22 protein-coding genes are annotated in these 17,401 nt (G+C 44.8%); 8 read left to right on the forward strand and 14 right to left on the reverse strand.

Annotated features, from left to right (window positions below; genetic code table 11):
- Window positions 1-117: 117 nt before the first annotated feature.
- Window positions 118-1,008 carry an IS982 family transposase gene (locus ACOCLE_RS09045; protein ID WP_419533099.1) on the reverse strand — a complete coding sequence of 297 codons (891 nt, stop codon included), beginning with the start codon at window positions 1,006-1,008 and terminating at the stop codon, window positions 118-120.
- Window positions 1,009-1,199: 191 nt separating this feature from the next.
- Here ACOCLE_RS09045 and ACOCLE_RS09050 point away from each other — a divergent pair, with 191 nt between their 5' ends.
- The 3 genes from ACOCLE_RS09050 to ACOCLE_RS09060 all read left to right on the forward strand — a co-directional run bounded on the left by ACOCLE_RS09050 (window position 1,200) and on the right by ACOCLE_RS09060 (window position 3,140).
- Window positions 1,200-2,231: a DUF2157 domain-containing protein gene (locus ACOCLE_RS09050; protein WP_419536425.1), complete on the forward strand. Its 1,032-nt coding sequence runs from the start codon at window positions 1,200-1,202 to the stop codon at window positions 2,229-2,231.
- A gap of 94 nt (window positions 2,232-2,325) precedes the next feature.
- Window positions 2,326-2,805 (forward strand): avidin/streptavidin family protein, encoded by a 480-nt coding sequence (locus ACOCLE_RS09055; protein ID WP_419536426.1) that lies wholly within the window; start codon window positions 2,326-2,328, stop codon window positions 2,803-2,805.
- 26 nt (window positions 2,806-2,831) lie between these two features.
- Window positions 2,832-3,140, forward strand: coding sequence for a DUF1272 domain-containing protein (locus ACOCLE_RS09060; RefSeq protein ID WP_419536427.1), 309 nt, complete (start codon window positions 2,832-2,834; stop codon window positions 3,138-3,140).
- Window positions 3,141-3,242: 102 nt separating this feature from the next.
- Here the strand turns inward: ACOCLE_RS09060 and ACOCLE_RS09065 are convergent, their stop codons facing one another.
- From ACOCLE_RS09065 to ACOCLE_RS09080, 4 genes are all read right to left on the reverse strand, one after another.
- Window positions 3,243-4,295: an aldo/keto reductase gene (locus ACOCLE_RS09065; protein ID WP_419536428.1), complete on the reverse strand. Its 1,053-nt coding sequence runs from the start codon at window positions 4,293-4,295 to the stop codon at window positions 3,243-3,245.
- A 140-nt stretch (window positions 4,296-4,435) separates the two neighbouring features.
- The gene (locus ACOCLE_RS09070) at window positions 4,436-4,690 is read right to left on the reverse strand and encodes a DUF3081 family protein (protein ID WP_419536429.1); all 255 of its coding nucleotides are present in this window, start codon (window positions 4,688-4,690) and stop codon (window positions 4,436-4,438) included.
- Window positions 4,691-4,725: 35 nt separating this feature from the next.
- Window positions 4,726-5,181: a DUF3429 domain-containing protein gene (locus ACOCLE_RS09075; protein ID WP_419536430.1), complete on the reverse strand. Its 456-nt coding sequence runs from the start codon at window positions 5,179-5,181 to the stop codon at window positions 4,726-4,728.
- A 43-nt stretch (window positions 5,182-5,224) separates the two neighbouring features.
- Window positions 5,225-5,590 carry a thiol-disulfide oxidoreductase DCC family protein gene (locus tag ACOCLE_RS09080; protein ID WP_419536431.1) on the reverse strand — a complete coding sequence of 122 codons (366 nt, stop codon included), beginning with the start codon at window positions 5,588-5,590 and terminating at the stop codon, window positions 5,225-5,227.
- Between the two features lie 324 nt (window positions 5,591-5,914).
- Here ACOCLE_RS09080 and ACOCLE_RS09085 point away from each other — a divergent pair, with 324 nt between their 5' ends.
- From ACOCLE_RS09085 to ACOCLE_RS09095, 3 genes are all read left to right on the forward strand, one after another.
- The gene (locus ACOCLE_RS09085; RefSeq protein WP_419536432.1) at window positions 5,915-6,526 is read left to right on the forward strand and encodes an HNH endonuclease; all 612 of its coding nucleotides are present in this window, start codon (window positions 5,915-5,917) and stop codon (window positions 6,524-6,526) included.
- An 85-nt stretch (window positions 6,527-6,611) separates the two neighbouring features.
- Entirely contained in the window at window positions 6,612-6,923 is a 312-nt protein-coding gene (locus ACOCLE_RS09090) for a TusE/DsrC/DsvC family sulfur relay protein (protein WP_419536433.1), read from the forward strand.
- 67 nt (window positions 6,924-6,990) lie between these two features.
- On the forward strand, window positions 6,991-7,785 hold the full coding sequence (locus ACOCLE_RS09095; RefSeq protein WP_419536434.1) for a response regulator: 795 nt from the start codon (window positions 6,991-6,993) through the stop codon (window positions 7,783-7,785).
- Window positions 7,786-7,808: 23 nt separating this feature from the next.
- Here the strand turns inward: ACOCLE_RS09095 and ACOCLE_RS09100 are convergent, their stop codons facing one another.
- The 6 genes from ACOCLE_RS09100 to ACOCLE_RS09125 all read right to left on the reverse strand — a co-directional run bounded on the left by ACOCLE_RS09100 (window position 7,809) and on the right by ACOCLE_RS09125 (window position 12,880).
- On the reverse strand, window positions 7,809-9,311 hold the full coding sequence (locus ACOCLE_RS09100) for an ATP-binding protein (protein WP_419536435.1): 1,503 nt from the start codon (window positions 9,309-9,311) through the stop codon (window positions 7,809-7,811).
- A gap of 75 nt (window positions 9,312-9,386) precedes the next feature.
- Window positions 9,387-9,938 carry a CHASE domain-containing protein gene (locus ACOCLE_RS09105; RefSeq protein WP_419536436.1) on the reverse strand — a complete coding sequence of 184 codons (552 nt, stop codon included), beginning with the start codon at window positions 9,936-9,938 and terminating at the stop codon, window positions 9,387-9,389.
- Window positions 9,939-9,947: 9 nt separating this feature from the next.
- Window positions 9,948-10,358 (reverse strand): response regulator, encoded by a 411-nt coding sequence (locus tag ACOCLE_RS09110; protein WP_419536437.1) that lies wholly within the window; start codon window positions 10,356-10,358, stop codon window positions 9,948-9,950.
- A 198-nt stretch (window positions 10,359-10,556) separates the two neighbouring features.
- The gene (locus tag ACOCLE_RS09115) at window positions 10,557-11,837 is read right to left on the reverse strand and encodes an ISKra4 family transposase (protein WP_419532972.1); all 1,281 of its coding nucleotides are present in this window, start codon (window positions 11,835-11,837) and stop codon (window positions 10,557-10,559) included.
- Window positions 11,838-11,901: 64 nt separating this feature from the next.
- Window positions 11,902-12,420 carry a M48 family metallopeptidase gene (locus ACOCLE_RS09120; protein WP_419536438.1) on the reverse strand — a complete coding sequence of 173 codons (519 nt, stop codon included), beginning with the start codon at window positions 12,418-12,420 and terminating at the stop codon, window positions 11,902-11,904.
- A gap of 100 nt (window positions 12,421-12,520) precedes the next feature.
- Entirely contained in the window at window positions 12,521-12,880 is a 360-nt protein-coding gene (locus ACOCLE_RS09125; RefSeq protein WP_419536439.1) for an Hpt domain-containing protein, read from the reverse strand.
- Between the two features lie 229 nt (window positions 12,881-13,109).
- On the opposite strand from ACOCLE_RS09125, the gene ACOCLE_RS09130 reads away from it, so the two are divergent.
- A complete protein-coding gene (locus ACOCLE_RS09130) occupies window positions 13,110-13,742 on the forward strand; it encodes a deoxynucleoside kinase (RefSeq protein WP_419536440.1) in 633 nt (210 codons plus the stop codon).
- A gap of 114 nt (window positions 13,743-13,856) precedes the next feature.
- On the opposite strand, the gene ACOCLE_RS09135 is transcribed toward ACOCLE_RS09130, so the two are convergent.
- The 3 genes from ACOCLE_RS09135 to ACOCLE_RS09145 all read right to left on the reverse strand — a co-directional run bounded on the left by ACOCLE_RS09135 (window position 13,857) and on the right by ACOCLE_RS09145 (window position 15,934).
- A complete protein-coding gene (locus ACOCLE_RS09135) occupies window positions 13,857-14,306 on the reverse strand; it encodes a DUF2799 domain-containing protein (protein ID WP_419536441.1) in 450 nt (149 codons plus the stop codon).
- A 341-nt stretch (window positions 14,307-14,647) separates the two neighbouring features.
- Complete coding sequence (locus ACOCLE_RS09140) at window positions 14,648-15,490, reverse strand: helix-turn-helix domain-containing protein (protein WP_419536442.1); 843 nt, start codon at window positions 15,488-15,490, stop codon at window positions 14,648-14,650.
- 18 nt (window positions 15,491-15,508) lie between these two features.
- Window positions 15,509-15,934 carry an Lrp/AsnC family transcriptional regulator gene (locus ACOCLE_RS09145; RefSeq protein ID WP_419536443.1) on the reverse strand — a complete coding sequence of 142 codons (426 nt, stop codon included), beginning with the start codon at window positions 15,932-15,934 and terminating at the stop codon, window positions 15,509-15,511.
- Between the two features lie 140 nt (window positions 15,935-16,074).
- On the opposite strand from ACOCLE_RS09145, the gene yjeH reads away from it, so the two are divergent.
- Entirely contained in the window at window positions 16,075-17,349 is a 1,275-nt protein-coding gene (gene yjeH, locus ACOCLE_RS09150) for an L-methionine/branched-chain amino acid transporter (RefSeq protein ID WP_419536444.1), read from the forward strand.
- Window positions 17,350-17,401: the final 52 nt, after the last annotated feature.

Genomic DNA, 17,401 nt, shown 5'->3' on the forward strand with positions numbered 1-17,401 from the left:
CCTTAGGGCGGCAAAGGACAAGCGAGAACGGGAGCACGTTTATGAAATATCCGGGCTAGCATGATGGTAAGTCCAAGTTGTATCTTCAAAATCACGCAATTATTTGCTTTCCGTTTTTTAATCTTCGGAAATAAGGTTCTCAAACTGTATTGCAGGACGACCAGCAATTATATTCAGATAAGAACCAATATTATGTGCCAGTAACTTCCGAGCGATACGTGATGTCATATGCCATCTATCTCGACAATGGCACTTTTCTATTTCAAAGCGCTCTGTCAATTGACCTATCACTGTTTCTATTCTCCGTCGTACCCGTAATACCAGCTTTACAAACGACTTCGGACGTTCATCTTGCATGTTTTTTCTCAGTGGCGTCTGAAGATCAATACCTAATTCCTGACAATCAGCTTTAAACTCAGGCCTTATATAGCCCTTATCGCCAAGCAAGAGGCCAGAAATGGTCTCGAGCATGTCATAGGCTGCATCACGCTCATCTACGTTCGCTGCGGTCAGAGTAAAACCCACAGGAATCCCTCGTGCTTCAACCAGCAAATGCCCCTGAAAGCCATAGAACTTCTTGTCCTTGGAAGCGCAGTAACCATAACCAGCCTCAGCTTTAAAGATACGGCTCTGTGGTGCACGGGTTCTGACGACAACATCAATCGGAAAACCATCGATTAAATGGATATCTGCATTATCTGCATGCATCATCTGGACTATACGAATTTGCAGTCGTTGTTTCACATGCCATAAGTTGGCGGCCTGTTTGACAAATGCCGAGCGTGAAGGAATGTCAGGAAACAGGTGTCGCCAGTGTCGGGTAAAATACTTCCAAATCTCAGTGTCCTTATGATGCCCAAGCCATTCACCGACAACTTCCATGGTGATCGCTTCACTATCAGTGAGCTTTGGTGGAAACCCTCGAAGTCGCAGTGGTACAGGAAAAAGCTCTTTTACCAAATCGTCGATCAAGCAGTAGACTGTAGTGATAAACTCTTCAACGGGCATGACTGAAACCTTCTTTGCTTTCTACTGCTTTTAATAGCAGAAAGCAGGATCAGTCATGTCTCCTTATGCAAACCTAAAAGTCGCACATGGCGTATATTGTTATAGTGAGGTGACCGGGAAAAGTTGAAAGGCTACTGCTCCTGAGACAATAACAATCAGGCAAACCGGGCTGAAACAAAGGAGACTCCCGTTTGAAGCTGACCAGAACAAAACTGGAAGATGCGGTACAGCAGCGTATTATTTCTGCAGAACAAGCAGATTCGCTCTTTGAATTCCTGAAAAGCCACCCTGGCAACGAGCCACGATTCGACTTCACTCATGTACTTTATTACCTGGGAGGCTTAATCGCCATTGGTGCCATGACGCTGTTCATGAACCTTGGGTGGGAGTCTTTTGGTGGTACCGGTATTGTTGCCATATCCCTGATTTATGCCGCTATCGGACTGAAAATCACGTATTCCTTCAATAACAGGGGGCTCGTTGTCCCAGCCGGTATCTGTGCCACCTTTGTCATTGCGTTAACCCCATTATTCATTTATGGCCTGCAACAGGCGCTTGGACTCTGGCCGGATGACAGCGTATACAGGGATTATCATCGTTATATTCAATGGCACTGGTTGTACATGGAGCTGGGGACCTTAGCCGTTGGTATTTCTCTGGCCTGGAAGTTCAAGTACCCATTTATGGTTATGCCCATTGCCGCCACGCTCTGGTACATGACGATGGATATCTCTGCCATGATTTCCGGCGGGGACGTTGACTGGGAGCTGCGTTCGCTGGTCTCCCTTTATACGGGGTTGTTAATGATTGGGCTCGCCTTCTGGGTAGATATCCGATCCCATGCAAAAGCAGACTATGCGTTCTGGCTTTATCTCTTTGGCGTTATTGCCTTCTGGGGTGGCCTGTCGATGCAGGACTCAAACAGCGAGCTGGGAAAGTTCATTTATCTTTGCATCAACCTTGTGATGATTGGTGTTGGTGTTCTCCTGACCCGCCGTGTTTTTGTGGTATTTGGCGCCATAGGCTGCTGTGGCTATCTTGCCCACCTGGCTTACGATGTTTTCCAGGATAGCTGGTTGTTTCCTATCGCTCTTACCGCCATTGGATTAACCATCATCTATCTGGGTATTCTCTGGCAAAGGAATGAACAGCTGATCACCAGAAAAGCCCGAACTTTTCTGCCTACTGCACTGCAAGAACTGTTGGAAAACCGCCAGTTTTAACAACCAGAGGTTTCCTATCAAACGCACCGGTTTGCCTTTTAGTGGGATTCAACTATAAAAATCCCAGACACATTCGATCAAGTGGCAAGCTGTAATGAAGATAAAAAGCGTTTTGATCGTTGCCATTCCCAGCGTATTTCTCACCTCTTTCGTTATTGCACAGGACTGCGATGATCCAACAGGCACCTGGATAAGCCAGTCTGGTGCCAAATTGGACATTCAAGAGATTAACCCTGTTACGGGCCAGCTCACAGGTAACTTCAAGTCACCAGACAGCCTATTCCAGGATGGTCCTCATACCGGGACAGGCTATGCTGGTAATACCCGCCAGCAGATGGCGTCCAACGGATTTCCGGCAACTGCAAGCACCCTTTCTTTTACCGTTAAATGGCCGGATGAGTCGATCTCATCCTGGAATGGCTACTGTGACGTTAAAGATGAAGTCCCTACCATCACCAGCTTATGGTTATGGGTTCGGCCCAATGTTAATAAATATATTGAGCATTTTAATACGGGGCATTCTGTTTTTACGCCATACAGGGAAAATAATGAGAAGCCCCCCTCCATTCCCTGAGTTACTACGAACTATGGAGTATTGTAATGGCTCAAGGGCATCCTGTTTCGATATTCACTGACATCGGTGGTAGCATGATGCCAGGAATAACAGCTAATCAGGGATGTCGCATGCTCAAGATGAAAAAGCACTGCCAGCAGTGTCAAGCTAAAACCAATGAAACCGATCTGGCGTTTATTTGTTCTTTTGAGTGTACATTTTGTTCCACTTGCTCGGATCATCATGACTTTATTTGCCCAAATTGCAGTGGAGAGCTGCTACAACGACCAAGACGAACCAGAACGCCTCTCGATGTCAGCCTTGATCAGGTAAAAAAGAAGCTCTTTGGTCAGTAAGTCTTCTGGGACATGAGGACGGTGGAATCAGGTAGAAAACAGCCAGAATATTCTTATGCCTGAACATTGCTGGCTGGAGGCATTTTTTCTTAATCACTCCCGTCAGAAGGGAACCGGATATTGACGGAAGACCGTATTGATATCGTCCAGCACCTCTTTTGAGAGTGTCAGATGATACGCATCAATATTCTCTTTTAGCTGCGCCAGCGAGCTTGCTCCAATGATCGTCGAGGTCACACCTTCCGTTTGATACACCCAGGCCAGTGCCATCTGTACCAGGGAAAGCCCATGGCGTTCTGCTACAGCATGGTAGCCCTCAATTGCCTTATGCGTCATTGCAGTATTTCGGAAATGGCCATTTCTCTGCTTGACGGACCATCTTGAGCCAGCCGGAATCTGACCATGTCGGTATTTCCCGGATAACACACCACCTCCCAGTGGAGACCAGGGAAGATAAGCAATGTCATTCAAAACGCAGGATTCCAGTAGATAAGGAGAATCCTTGGCATGAATCAAATTAAACTCATTTTGAATCGAGACCATTCTGGGCAGATCATATTTTTCGCTCAGGCGGACATACTCCCCAATACCCCAGGGGGTATCATCTGACAGCCCACAATAGCGAATCTTGCCTGCTTTAATGCAGTCATCCAGCCCATGAAGAATATCCAGCATTTCCGCTTCCTGCTGCGCACGATCCACTTGAGTATGGGGAACCATGCCCGGCCAATGTTTGGCAAAATGGGGAGAGATCCGGTTTGGCCAGTGCAGCTGATAAAGATCAATACAGTCTGTTTTCAGGCGCTTCAACGAGCCGTCTACGGCCTCTTTGATACTTTTACCACTGATTGGACTGCCATCTCGTATCCATGGCAGACCCACACCGGCAATTTTCGTCGCGATCACCACATTGTCACGTTTTCCCGGGTTGGCCCGAATCCATTCACCTATGACACGTTCCGTTTCACCGCTGGTCTCTTCATTAGGAGGAACCGGGTACATTTCTGCGGTATCAATAAAGTTAACTCCCTGCTCCAGGGCATAGTCTATCTGCTCAAACGCTTCATTAAGCGAGTTCTGTTGCCCCCAGGTCATGGATCCAAGACAGACCTCAGTCACCTGCAGCTCACTGCTTCCCAGTTTGATTTTTTTCACTGACCGACTCCCCGGTGTTTTTCAAGGGTGAACATGCTATTGATTAATTCTCCACATAATAGAAAAACACAATCAGGAAAATAATCAAATCGCCCCGGTGAACTTAGCTATCAGTGAAATCGAGCAAGTGAAATGGCCATTTATTGTTCAGCAATCCGGTAGAGCTGTTTAATAAAAGAATCCATACTTTTCTGGCTGGGTGATTCAATACCAAATTTATTGTGAAAATAGATCGTCAACTGGCAATCTCGACTACCCATCCTAACGGTATAGCCATCATCCATTGAGCTTGCGGTAATGCCTTCCAGAAGATAACCATCAGATACCCGCTCTCCCTTCTCCAATATCTGGGCAAATGCCAAAAGACATTTTTGAATGTCGATGTGTTGATCCATTGACTGTCTCCTTCAGTAAATTAAGACTTTCCTTTCTACGTAATGTTCAGGGATGCATAGAGAAAACAGTGCAATATAAATACCACAAGGGTAACGATTGCCCTCATGGAAAGATAGGACTTAACACGTCCATCGGGTAGCGGTTCAGTATGAACGCACTCAATGATCAGGGTTGCCAGATAGCCAATGGAAAGAAACACCAGCATTTGACGATCGGCGAGCCCAGCCAGAAGGCCTCCAAATACCCAAAGTGCAATTGCATTACTTGCCAGCACTTTAATGATACTTCTTGAGCGATTCTCACTGTAGACAGCCTGCCCCCATAAAGAGCCAGCCATGAAGCTGCAGATGATGATGGAATAGATGATGAAAAGATGCTCTCCACTGGCACCAAACAAAGACTGATCCCTGATGGATAATGACAGTGAAATGATAAAAGGCGTTATCCCCAGCCAGGCAAGCCAGCACATGAGTCGTTGAAAGCGATCCACTCAGACCTCCGGTTATTCTGCCTTTCGTTAATGCCACGAATACTCAACGTTTTGTCTTGCAATAACGCCCTTCCCGCTTCAATCTCCGTCGAGTGATGGCATCGTACCCCCAGGTCAGAACCTGTCTGATCCCGGGTAATGTGATCAGGATACCCAACCAACGCCAGCGAGCCAGATGACATAACAGGAAACCATAGCTGCTCATACTGGTGAGAACGGTTCCGTCATCACAAAGAATGTGCAGTTGTTCCAGTGCTTTATTCGGGCAGATGCCCCTGGCCAGCAATGTTTCATCCTTACCAGTAATATCAAACCACTCAATCTCACAGGTGAAGGGCTTGTGCCTCCATCGGGCGAGTGCACGCAGGCAGATAGGACATGACCCATCATAAAAAACAGTGGCTTTCATACTCACTTACTGTCGGTTCCTCAAGTCAAGATTAGTCAGAAACCCGCATGGTAAAAGATTGATTACTTGTAAACTTTTTCAATCTGTACGAAAGGTCAGAGTATCTGGATCAAGCTATAATAGTTGTGTTGGGTTTCTTATTGGCAAATGAATGTGGTAGCCTGAAGTGGATAAAAATCAGAATAATAGAGCCGATAAAATGATTAACCGTTCGGCCTTCATGGTCGAAGCGGCCAACCCAATCAGAGAATGCTCTGCTCAGCCAATACGTTGATCATGAGCCGTGGGGGGCCTGCAAGGTTGACCTTTATCAGGGATTGATAAATGGGAGCCTCTGTCGTGTATATTCTGCGGTTGAATACAGCCGGCCAGCCTGTTGAGTGGCTGACCTGGCAGGAAACAGTATGCCTTTACTCAAGAGAGCTGGTTCGCTGGAGTCTGGGTGACGTAATTTACCGAATCCATGGTGGCTACAACCGATGGCTCGAAGATCGAACGATCATCGAGCTTCCAAGCATCGTTGCCTGTGGTGGTAAACGCCTTTTCCCCTGCCGAAATAACCCTGCCCTTACCAACTACTCACTGTTTGAAAGAGACAATTTTCAATGCATGTATTGTGGCCACTTCTTCAAACGAAGAGAGCTGACCCGCGATCATATTCTACCTAAATCCAGGGGCGGTATTGATGACTGGATGAACGTGGTTGCCGCCTGTCGGCGCTGTAATCAGTTCAAAGGTGACAAACTGCTCGAAAATACTGAAATGTCACTGATTGCCCTGCCCTATCGTCCCAATGCTGCTGAATACCTTGCGCTGGTAAACAGTCAGCGAATCCTCCCGGATCAGGCTGAATATCTCAGAACCCAGTTTTCCAAAAACTGTCGCTGGAAAAGCCGCAATCGCACTAAACCATCCGGAATACTACAACCCCTCTAAATAGCAAGATATGCTGGAGCCACTGTCTATAACCAGAGCTCCAGTGTAAAATCCTCTCCTGTTCACTTTAGTATTGGAATAAGCAATGCCCCTGAATCTCGACAACGATGGCTATCTGGCCAACCTTGACGAATGGAGTACCGATGTTGCCATGGAGCTGGCGGCACTTGAGGGTGTTGTGCTCACAGAAGCGCACTGGGAAGTCATTTATGCGCTGCGAGCGTTCTATCAACAATATGAGCTGGCCCCAAATCAACGCCCGTTTGTTAAACACATTGCCAATACCCTTGGAAAAGACAAAGGTAACAGCCTCTATCTAATGAAACTTTTTCCTGAAAGTCCAGCCAGAGTGGCAGCCCGAATTGCCGGACTGCCAAGACCTACCAACTGCTTCTAGTCCCGATAAATAATCAGACCATTCTGCCGAGAAATTATAAGAATACCCTGATCAGGAATATGGGCAGATGGAAATCCCAAAACTCGACAGAATTCTGCTGGTTGAAGATAGCTACCACATCCGGGCACTGCTCAATATGACATTGACAGTGCTCAATAATTATCAGGTAACCCCTTTCGATTGCGGTGAAACAGCGCTCAACAACGCTTCAAAACTTAATCCACAGCTGGTTATTCTTGATGTTATGATGCCTGGCATGGATGGCCCTACCGTCATGAAAAAGTTACAGGCTTTACCTGAGTATCGAGACCTTCCTTATTTTTTCCTGACATCAAAGGTTCACAGTGACGATCTAGCCGAGTTTGAACAGCTGGGCATTCATGGTGTCATCGCTAAACCTTTTGAGCCCACTGAACTTGCCAATATGATTGAATCCCTCTGGACTCGCTTCCATAAAAGTCGCAATGACGCTTACATGAATCAGTTCAGCGGGCTACAGGAAGAATATCTGGAAAATCTTCATACCAGCATTGATTTGCTGAATAAGCACCTCGACAGGCTTGAAGAGAAAAAACAGTTTTCTTCCGATCATCTGGATGATCTTTGTATTCTGGTCAATGACCTGTGTGGGTCTGGTAAAACTTATGGTTTCAATGATATCTCCAGTTCAGCTCAGATACTCACCAACTTCCTGAAAACCATTGCACCCAAAAGCGAGACATTTGCCCTTTCAGATAGTGATTCCTCACGGATAACTGCATTAATTCTTGGCCTGATCACGATTATTGAAAAGGCCTGTGAGGACTCTGAGTCACCCACACGCTTGAAGGGCAGTGTCAGCTTTAAAGGGAATGCCAGATAATAGTTATATCAACACATCGACGGTTATTGTTCAGACAATGGCAAGATAAAATAAAAACAAGCTCCCACTTCTGCGCGATTTTTCACGCCAATCCTGCCGTTATGTTTTTCAATAATGGATTTAGAGATACTCAGCCCTAAACCAGTTCCCGACGTTTTCCTGGTCATATGAGACTCAGCCTGAGTAAATGGCTGGAATATCTTGTCTTGAAACTCACGGGATATACCAGGCCCTTCGTCCTCAACTGAAAGAACAACTGATTTACTTTCCGTCGCAAGCTCAATACGCACCAAAACCCGGGTGTTTTCGGGCGAAAACTTGACGGCATTGGAAAGAAAATTAGTAATGACCTGTGCAATCCGCAATTTATCAGCGTTCACATGAATACCTTCCGTCGGTTCTACAATATCCAGTGTTACCCCGTGCTGCACCGCATAGGGCTGACATTCTTCCATACTCTTTCTGGATAATGCGACAAGATCTATATCAACAAAATCAAAAGTCATATCTCCAGAGTTAATTTTCTGTAGATCGAGGATATCATTGACAATCCTGATAATACGCCGGGAATTATTCTCGGATATCTTCAGTAATTTTTTTGTATTCTTATCCAGCTGATCTGAAGCAACTTTACTGATTAACTGAATACTCCCTAAAATTGAGGTCAGAGGAGTCCGCAATTCATGGTTAACCGTTGAAATAAATTCATCCTTGATCCGCTCATTATTTTTTCTTTCTGATATGTCATGAAGCAGCCCGATGAAAACCACTTCATCATTGACCTTGGCCTTACTCACACCCAATCGAAGCGGTATCTTCACTCCATCTTTTCTAACGCCTTCAATATCACGGCCAGAACCAATCACTTTTGGTGGCTTTCCATCAAGGTAATTTTTAATATAAGAGTCGTGCTCAGATCTGATAGGCTCAGGCGTGATCATGTTAACATTATTACCAATCATTTCCTCACTGGAATAGCCAAACATATCCAGAGCGGCTTTATTGACCGACTGAATAACGCCACGGTGATTTATGGTAATAATGCCATCAACGGTGTTATTCAAAATCGCCTGAAGTTTCTCACTCAATGACAGGTATTGGAGATGAGCTTCTTTGTTTTTACTGGCATGTCGTATTTGCGAATATAAATACATGGCTACCAACAACATTACTGCCAGCAATAACAGGGAAACCAGCCAGGCAAAGTATTCAGAATCCTTATACTCAATTGGATTCACAGGCTTGATGACTAAAGCCCACTGCCGGCCGGCAATATCGATCGTAGATACATTTAATAAGCTATTAACATCTGTCAGCTCCTCAATAGTCGGTAATGTGGAGCTATGTTCTGACTCAACAATGGAGGCAAGAGGATAGAGGTTATCTTCATCGTTAAGATCATAAACATGAATAATCAGGTCCGGATGCACACTGTCGGCAAACGCACTGGAAATCATATCTTTGATTTTAAAGACACCAATTAGAAAGCTTTCCTGATTTCCATTATTGAGATTACCAATGGGCAAGAAAAGCAGAATCCCATTATAGTCTTTTCCTTCCTGTACAAGCTTAACGCCCTCACTCGCTACTACACTATTAACCTAAAGACTTTTTAATAGGGCTTTTATTCTGGGTTGGCTTGACGACAAATCAACCCCAAGCGCCTTCTCGTTACCTGAAAGAGGCTCCACATAATAGACAGGGTAATATTCTGATTTTTCAGGTGAAGTCCTAACCGCACCGTCTTCATAAATAGCCTTAAAAGAAAACCCCTCAATACCTTCATCCCGAGCTTGCTGTTCATACATGACTCTCTGCTTTTGCTGAACATGGGGAATCCACTCTAATGCCTGAATTCCCTGCGTTCTCGACATAATTGTCCGGGCAATCATGTTGAACTCATACCGTGTTAAATTCCGTCCCTTCAGTCGATACACATCCCTCATCTGAAACAGGCTTTCCACTTCTTTATCAATGTGATTTTGAATGGTGAAAGACGCTCTGATGGACTTCTCTCGGAAGCTTTCAAATTCGTTATTGGAGTGTTCAGCCATCAGCTGAACATAATAATTAGTGCTATATAGAATCAGACTGGACAACACCAGCAACAACGTGAACAGAAATATTTTGATCCCACTATTTTTTATTTTCATGATGGACAATCATAAAGGGTGATCGCCCTCATGATACTGGCTCCAGATAGCAGTCAATTGATTAGACAGTGTCAGTGGGTCAAAAGGCTTTACAATCACATCAACAGCACCAAGAGCCTTAAACTGTTCAACTTCATATTTTTGAACCTTGGCAGTCATCAACACAATGGGCACGTTCTGATAGTCTTCCCGCTGCTTGAGTGATTTCAGGACAGTAAGTCCATCAACATCCGGCATCATAACATCCAGCAGCACCATATCAGGCGTACCGCTATCCGCCATTTTTAACGCGTCTGTTCCACCATTGCAGACTATCAGCTTTAGGTCAGAGAAATTCTGAAGGGATATCTCCACAATACTGCGAATATCTTCATCATCTTCAGCGTAGAGAATGGTCTTTAGTGGAGGAGCCATGGCCATGTCGATAGCGTCCAGTCATAGAAATACTGCCTTATATATCGACCCTTATGCCCACTTCTTAAAAAGCATCATCGCTACGGTAATATCACCCTCGCAGGTATTCTGCATGTATTGATTTTATACACCATTGTCGGAATATTTGAGGACAGTTAAGCACTCTTAGCTCTTAGCGGGTGCTCTCTCAATTTGATAACTGACTCATAGGTTAGCTTCAACCTTTCCAGTCATGAACTCAGACCAAAGTTGTTCCCAGCGCCCCTTACTCTGGATCAGTGCTCTTGTTGTCAAAAGCACTTCCGCTCCTGTTGCTTTCCACCTCATTCCAGAACCACATAATCGTTGCTTTACCAGAGTCTTACAAGCCGCTTCAGTAACTCCTGAACCTATTGGCCAATGGCGTTTAAGCGCCTGATGATAATTCATTAACTGGTGATTGTTTGTAAAATAGCTCACAGCTTTGTAGCGCTTCTCTGTCAGTGCGATTGTCTTTTTCGGGAGCTCGGCTGATTCAATTTCCTGAAGGATTTTTTTGGCTGCTCCACGCTTGTTTTTCAAACTATGTAGCCTGTCTTCAAGCCACTGGTGTCGCTTCGCCTTACTGGTTGGAAACAGTGCTTCCGCTGCTCCAGCTAAATATTCAGATGCATGATAAAAATCGAGTATCTGCCCAGAGGTATGTTGTTTCAAATAACTCCAGTTTTCTCTAGCCCCGTCAGCTACCCCGATGTATGTGGCATTTGGGTAGAGTCGTTTTAGATCTGCAATCTCCTCGTCGAGCTTGCTCATAAAGCTTTGTTTACCATACTCTGGCGAACTGGCTGTATATATCGTGTGGAGCCTGTCTCCATCTGCAGAATATAGGCTCAATGTCCCACACATGGCTTCCCTCCAGCCTTCTTCACAAAGCAGCATGCAGGTTCCATCCAGACCAATGGCTATTGTTTCAACAGGCTCTTTTAGTGGAGGAAGGTGGTAGTGAGTGTCTTGCTGGTCTTCAATTAATGCACCTACTCTGTCCGATAAATGCTTGATATAAGAATTTGAAAGCGTCCTTTGATGGTTGGTCTCAAAATCTTCTTTTACCGCAGGCGCTGGCATCTGGCTGTATTTCCAGGCGATAGACTTGGCAAATTTGGGGGTAGCTGAACCAATAATACCGGCACGAAGATCAAGTGCTGCCAGAGTACTGCCACCTCTGACACCCTGATATACGGAGCGCTCCAAAGGTATACGACCGTATAAGGTTTCATAGTGCTTAAGAACCTTTCCTTTGTAGTTCCACTTCTGCTGATTAACGACGATAGGTTCTTTATTGGGTGATTCAAATAGCCCCAATAACTCTTTTGTTCCAAGCTGCCCGGCTTCATTGAGTGCACGCTGTAAACTATCTTCAAGATTCAGCATGTTGCCTGAATCTATAGAAACTTCAATTTGCAAAACGATGCTTTTGGTAGAGCTGGAAATAACAGAAGCGGGCATGACAGTTAACTATTATGAGTGGTGTTCCCATAGTAGCTGTGAAAATAGAGCACTATTGTTTCAATCATTCAGAGAGAGCACCCCTCTTAGCTTTTATATCCAGATAGATCATGAACAAACGAGCATCGAACTCCAGCTGATGATAGTCCGGCTCCATATAACAGCAGAGCTGATAAAAGGACTTATCATGGTCTTTCTCACGCAGGTGGGCAAGCTCGTGCACAACCAGCATTCGTAACAAGGGCTCTGGCGCATTTTTGAATGCACTTGAAATTCTAATCTCATTGTTTGACTTCAGTTTTCCACCATGATTACGGCTGATTACACTGTGCAAACCAAGTGCATTATGGATCAGGTGAATTTTATTGTCGTATACCACCTTTCTAACGGGCGAGGCTTTTTTTAAGAATCGGTTTTTGATCTCGATCACGTAGTCAAACAGCGCCTTTTCACTTTTGACTTGATGGTTATATGGGTAACGCCGATCAAACCACGGAATCAGTTTTCCATTATCGATCAGTAGCGAGACTTGCTCGATTATCTGTACTGGATAACCTTGAATGTATCGAAGAGAAGGGTGCATAAATTGAACGTCTTTATTGTCGTCTCTAATGACTGAAATGAAAGTCGCACAATATAGGAAGTTTTATTGAAATCCCAACATAAAAATCTAGGTAGTACTATCAGCAACCATCCCCCATCAGAGACTCATCTACACGGGTAATAAGCTCAGAGATCAAGATTCTTGCACGTTCCATCGTTTGATCATCAATGGGTTCTCCCTGTCTACCATGCTTTAGGTCTGTCAAAAAACGATCCAGAGGTGTTGCAGCTTCGCTGATCTGCTTGAAGCCAAAGGTGCCCGCCGAACCATGCAGATTGTGGGCAATCGTTTTCATTTCAGAGAACGCCTGACTGTCAGTAATACAAAGTGAAGGTTCCAGGGAAAGCGCCTTCATCTTGTCAGAGATATCAGACAATTTGTCCAGATAATCTCGACGAATCTCAGCCATCATCTGGTCGTATTTTTCTAAATTATCCATCTCAGACACACATTACCATGGTTATTCATCTGTTCGGCTCAGGTTTGAGAAACTTGAGGCGCACATACCCTTTAAAGACACAGCTATATTATTTCGCACCACGGGCATGCCTACCCTCTTTTCGCCTATTACTTATTGATCATGGACGCTGAACCTCATAAAGTGCCTGCCCTTCTCATGACCAGAACGGAAGTATCATGAGTTGTATCATCAGTCACTGGGGTCCTTAATGAAGCAAACCAACCATTTTGTCGCCGTAGCAGCCAACATTGCCGCAGGTAAATCAACTCTACTGCCCAAACTTGCAGCAGAGCTGGGTTGGGATGCTATTCAGGAGCCTGTCAATGACCCGGAATTCACACGACTGCTTCAGGATTTTACCGATCACCCAGCAGATGCATTGAAACGTATTAAGTTTCAGGAATACATTACCAATCGCAGAGCCAGCATAGTTCAGGAACTGCCTACTGATCGTAATTATCTTATTGAACGATCCCTGTATTCAGATCTGATTTTTACACAGGCTAACTTCCTCGGGATGACATCACCTGACGAACGTTACATGCTGCACTACTGTGAAATACAGAAAAGATTAAATGACTATCCGGTAATCAGTGCTGTCGTGTATCTGAGAACAGCACCGGAAATTGCCCACAACCGCCTGATAGAAAGAGCAAGAAGTGCAGAAGATGGAACACCTCTGACGTACCTACGTGACATTCATAACTACCATGAAGCTATTTTGCCACAAATATGCCGATCAATGGGCACCCCTCTGATAACAGTGGACTGGGATGATTTTGGGTGTGAGAAAAGGCTGGCAAAACAGCTGCTGAAAACCATCCAGCCGATCAATGGGTAGAATGAAAAGGTAAAAACTCAAATTTTATTCTTCTCGAAGTTTTTCAAGAAGATCCGCCAATCAGAAATGGCTACATCATGATGCCATTTCTGAAATTCTCAATAATCAGCTAATTCAATTCATTTCCTGAGTGTATTCCTGCATAAGATCATCATAGCGATCATTTTCTGTTTCCTGCCACAGTCGGTCCAGAACTTCAAATTCATACTGCCCCCCCCCCTCTTGCCAATAAGCTATAAATGCTTCCTCATTGGGCATATTTTTACACTGCCCTTTGTATAAACGCCCTGTTACTCCTTCAAAATAAGCATTCTCAGTTTCACAGAAACTGGCAAGCCCCGTTGAGTAACCAGTTACATAGTCATTAATGGACTGCTCTGTTGTCGTACTTAACTTATTCAATTCAAGAGCTGTTCGTTGTTGACTGCCAGTCTCTCCATCCTGATAGCCCAAGCTTTCCCACTGCCCCTGACTGGCAAATTGCAAGGCACTGGGTTTAGCTGCGCAACCTGCCAAAACAGATGAAAACAGTATAAGGACTAACTGTCTTTTCGAAATGCCCACGCTCGCTTCTCCTTATTTATTATGCCACAAGCCCTTCTTCTTAATACTACTCTTCAGTGTCAATAAATAAAGTGGATTTATACTGGTCTTACAAAAGAGCATTTAAAGAACATCCAAATAAAAAATCGTTTAAACAAATGCAAATAAAAAAAGAAACTCAAAAAAAGAATATTTCGTTTTTCAGGAAAGATCATGTCAGTGAAATGAAAAAATGTCTTTTGAAAAATATCATCAAACTCATATATGAAATGTAAATTCATCAACTAACAAAAACACTTTTTAGAAGTTGGAGTATGGCTCAATGAATCTGGTTATTTTTTCGCTGCTGAAGTATACCGCCATCATGCAAAGACTTGTTTCCTGAACCCCATTGGAGAGACGCCTAATTCCCTACGGAAGAATCGACAGAAATACGCATCATCTTCGAAGCCGAGCTCATAGGCAATGCCTTTGATATTTTTTGTTGTAAAGGCAAGTTCACGGCAAGCTTCAACCATCAAGCGCTCATGGATCAACTGAGTAACCGTTTTCCCAACATATTGAAGTGACAATTCATTTAAGCGCTTTAGAGTCAAACCAACAATATCGGCATAAAAATAGCCATGTCGATGATTGCGAAAGTTGTTATCAATTAACTCAAGAAGTTTTATTACCCTGGGGTCAAAGTAGACAGATTCGGGATTGTTATCGGGTAAATAGCGCGTAAGGTAGTGAAGAAAAGCGGTCAATAGGGCCTCAAGCAGATCCCAGTCGGTGATAGAACGACTGAGCTCGTATTCCATCATCTCTCCCAGATAGTCCAGATGACGATAACCATCAGCATCGAGAGAGATGCAGGCTCGTTCAAGACTGAAGGTTGCAAAAGCTTCCTGAAGAAGTAACTGGCTTCGATAGCCTGCTCCAATAAAATCGACTTGAAAAGACAAGGTATACATCAGGTCAGGGGCTGAAGTAATCTGGTGTACCTGCCCGGGAGCTATCAGGTAAAGAGTCCGTGGGCGTAATGGATACTCGCTAAAGTCGATACAATGAACGCCACTCCCCTCCTCCGTCCAGATCACCTCAAAGAAATCATGCCGGTGGGGCAGACGTTGATAGTCTGTACGATTGGCTTCATCCACCCGAACAATCTTAACCGGTTGATCGGTCGGTAGTTGGAGCTGAGCAATACTTTTATCAATCATGAGAACAAAACACCGGAATTAGCGATTATCAATCCACTCACTCATGACAACATGGGTCTTTATTTTTACAATGTCGTCCATCATATCCAGAGACTCCCTGATTTCATGGATACGCCGCATGGAATCAGCTTTGACAAAAACCAGCAGATCCATATCACCTGAAATCCCATGACAGGTAACCACTTCCGGAATATTACGAAACTTCGGGATGACTTCCGCGCATCGTGCACATTGATGCTGAATTTCAAAATAAACAGAAACCCCTTCTTTCTGGGACTCCGTCAGCAGAACCTGGTAACCCCGGATCATACCATTAAGCTCCAGCTTCTTTATTCGCTCAGACACTGAAGAACGCGACAGATTAACCTGCAAAGCAATATACGATACACTGGCACGGGCATTCTTCTTAAGCTCTGCAATAATCGCCTGATCAAACTTATCCAAGATCCCTCCAACGAGTTAGTGATTCTCCAGACTGCTCCGTCAATGTGACGGAAGAACAGGTGAAATGTCCGGTAAGGCTGACGGAATGTTATGTGAAACTGCTCTATAGTTGAAGCCGTAAACCATTGGCAAATAACGATATGACAAAGGCAACCGCAGTGCAGGACAGACCTTCTGGAATTGGTCGCTGGCAGGGAGCAGGACTGCTCGCCACGACCTTGCTGGGTACCAGTGTATTTATTCTCCCTCAGTTAACCATAAAACTGGCAGGCTATGGTGCATTATGGGCATGGGCTCTGCTGACAATCACCATTCTTCCAGTCGCACTGGTTTTTGCCAGCCTGGCCAGCCGATTTCATCATGCAGCAGGCCCCGCCTATTTTGTAGAGAAAGCGTTTGGCTCCATTGCAGGCAGAACCATCGGCATTATTTTCATGCTGGCCGTTCCGCTGGGGGCTCCCGCTGCAATCATCATGACGTATCAATTTATCGATGCTCTTTTCATGGTACCGGATTCCATGATTCTGATAATACAGCTGAGTTTTCTGGTGCTGATTTATATTCTTAATTTCCGGGGCATACACATATCGGCAACGCTTCAACTGATGCTTACTCTCGCCATTGTAGCGGTGTTAATGGTGATGATGTTCGCTTGGGGTATAGCTGATGCTCCCTATAGCCAGACACCAGCCATGATAGATAGTAGCCTGGTCGTTCAGGCCGCTGGTCTGGCATTCTGGAGCTTTCTGGGCATGGAGGCCATGTCACACCTGTCAGATGACTTTGAAAACCCTGCAAAAGACCTTAAGCCAGCAATGATGATCGGGGTGGTTATTGTTGGAAGTATCTATCTTGCCTGTACCTGGTTGATCCTTGCCGTTCCAACAGACGCTCCACTGGCTATGACCGGTACATTTGATCAACTCTTTGGTGGTATGGGTGCACCTGTTATTGGGACTCTTGGGCTGGCAGGGGGGATAGCTGCCGTTAATGTCTATACTGCCAGTCTTATCCGCCTGACACTCAGCTTCAGTCAGGAAGGCATTCTTCCATCATGGTTCAGTAAACAGAATCATCATGGTATTTCCGAGCGTGCTCTGACCACGGTACTGATCATCATGGCGGCAATCCTGATCATTACTCATCTTACCAATCAAGACTTGGAGGATCTGGTATCATGGGTCAATGGGGTATTTGTTACCATTTACCTTGCTTCTATGCTGGCTGCCTTCAAGCTGTTACCTTCAAAATATCACTGGTTAACCGCCCTTGGCTGCCTGTTCTGCCTGATGCTGGCCTGGGGACTGGGATGGAAAATGATTTATGCAATCGGCATGCTGATAATTGCTCCACCATTACTGTGGCTGCTAAAACAGAAGCAAAAGCGGAATAATATCAATTATTCATTAGAGTAAACGCTATTCAACCGTCTTAACTCTACTCAGTTTGCTTTCAATATTCTGAGCA

The organism is Endozoicomonas sp., from assembly GCF_965196975.1.
GTDB lineage: Bacteria > Pseudomonadota > Gammaproteobacteria > Pseudomonadales > Endozoicomonadaceae > Endozoicomonas.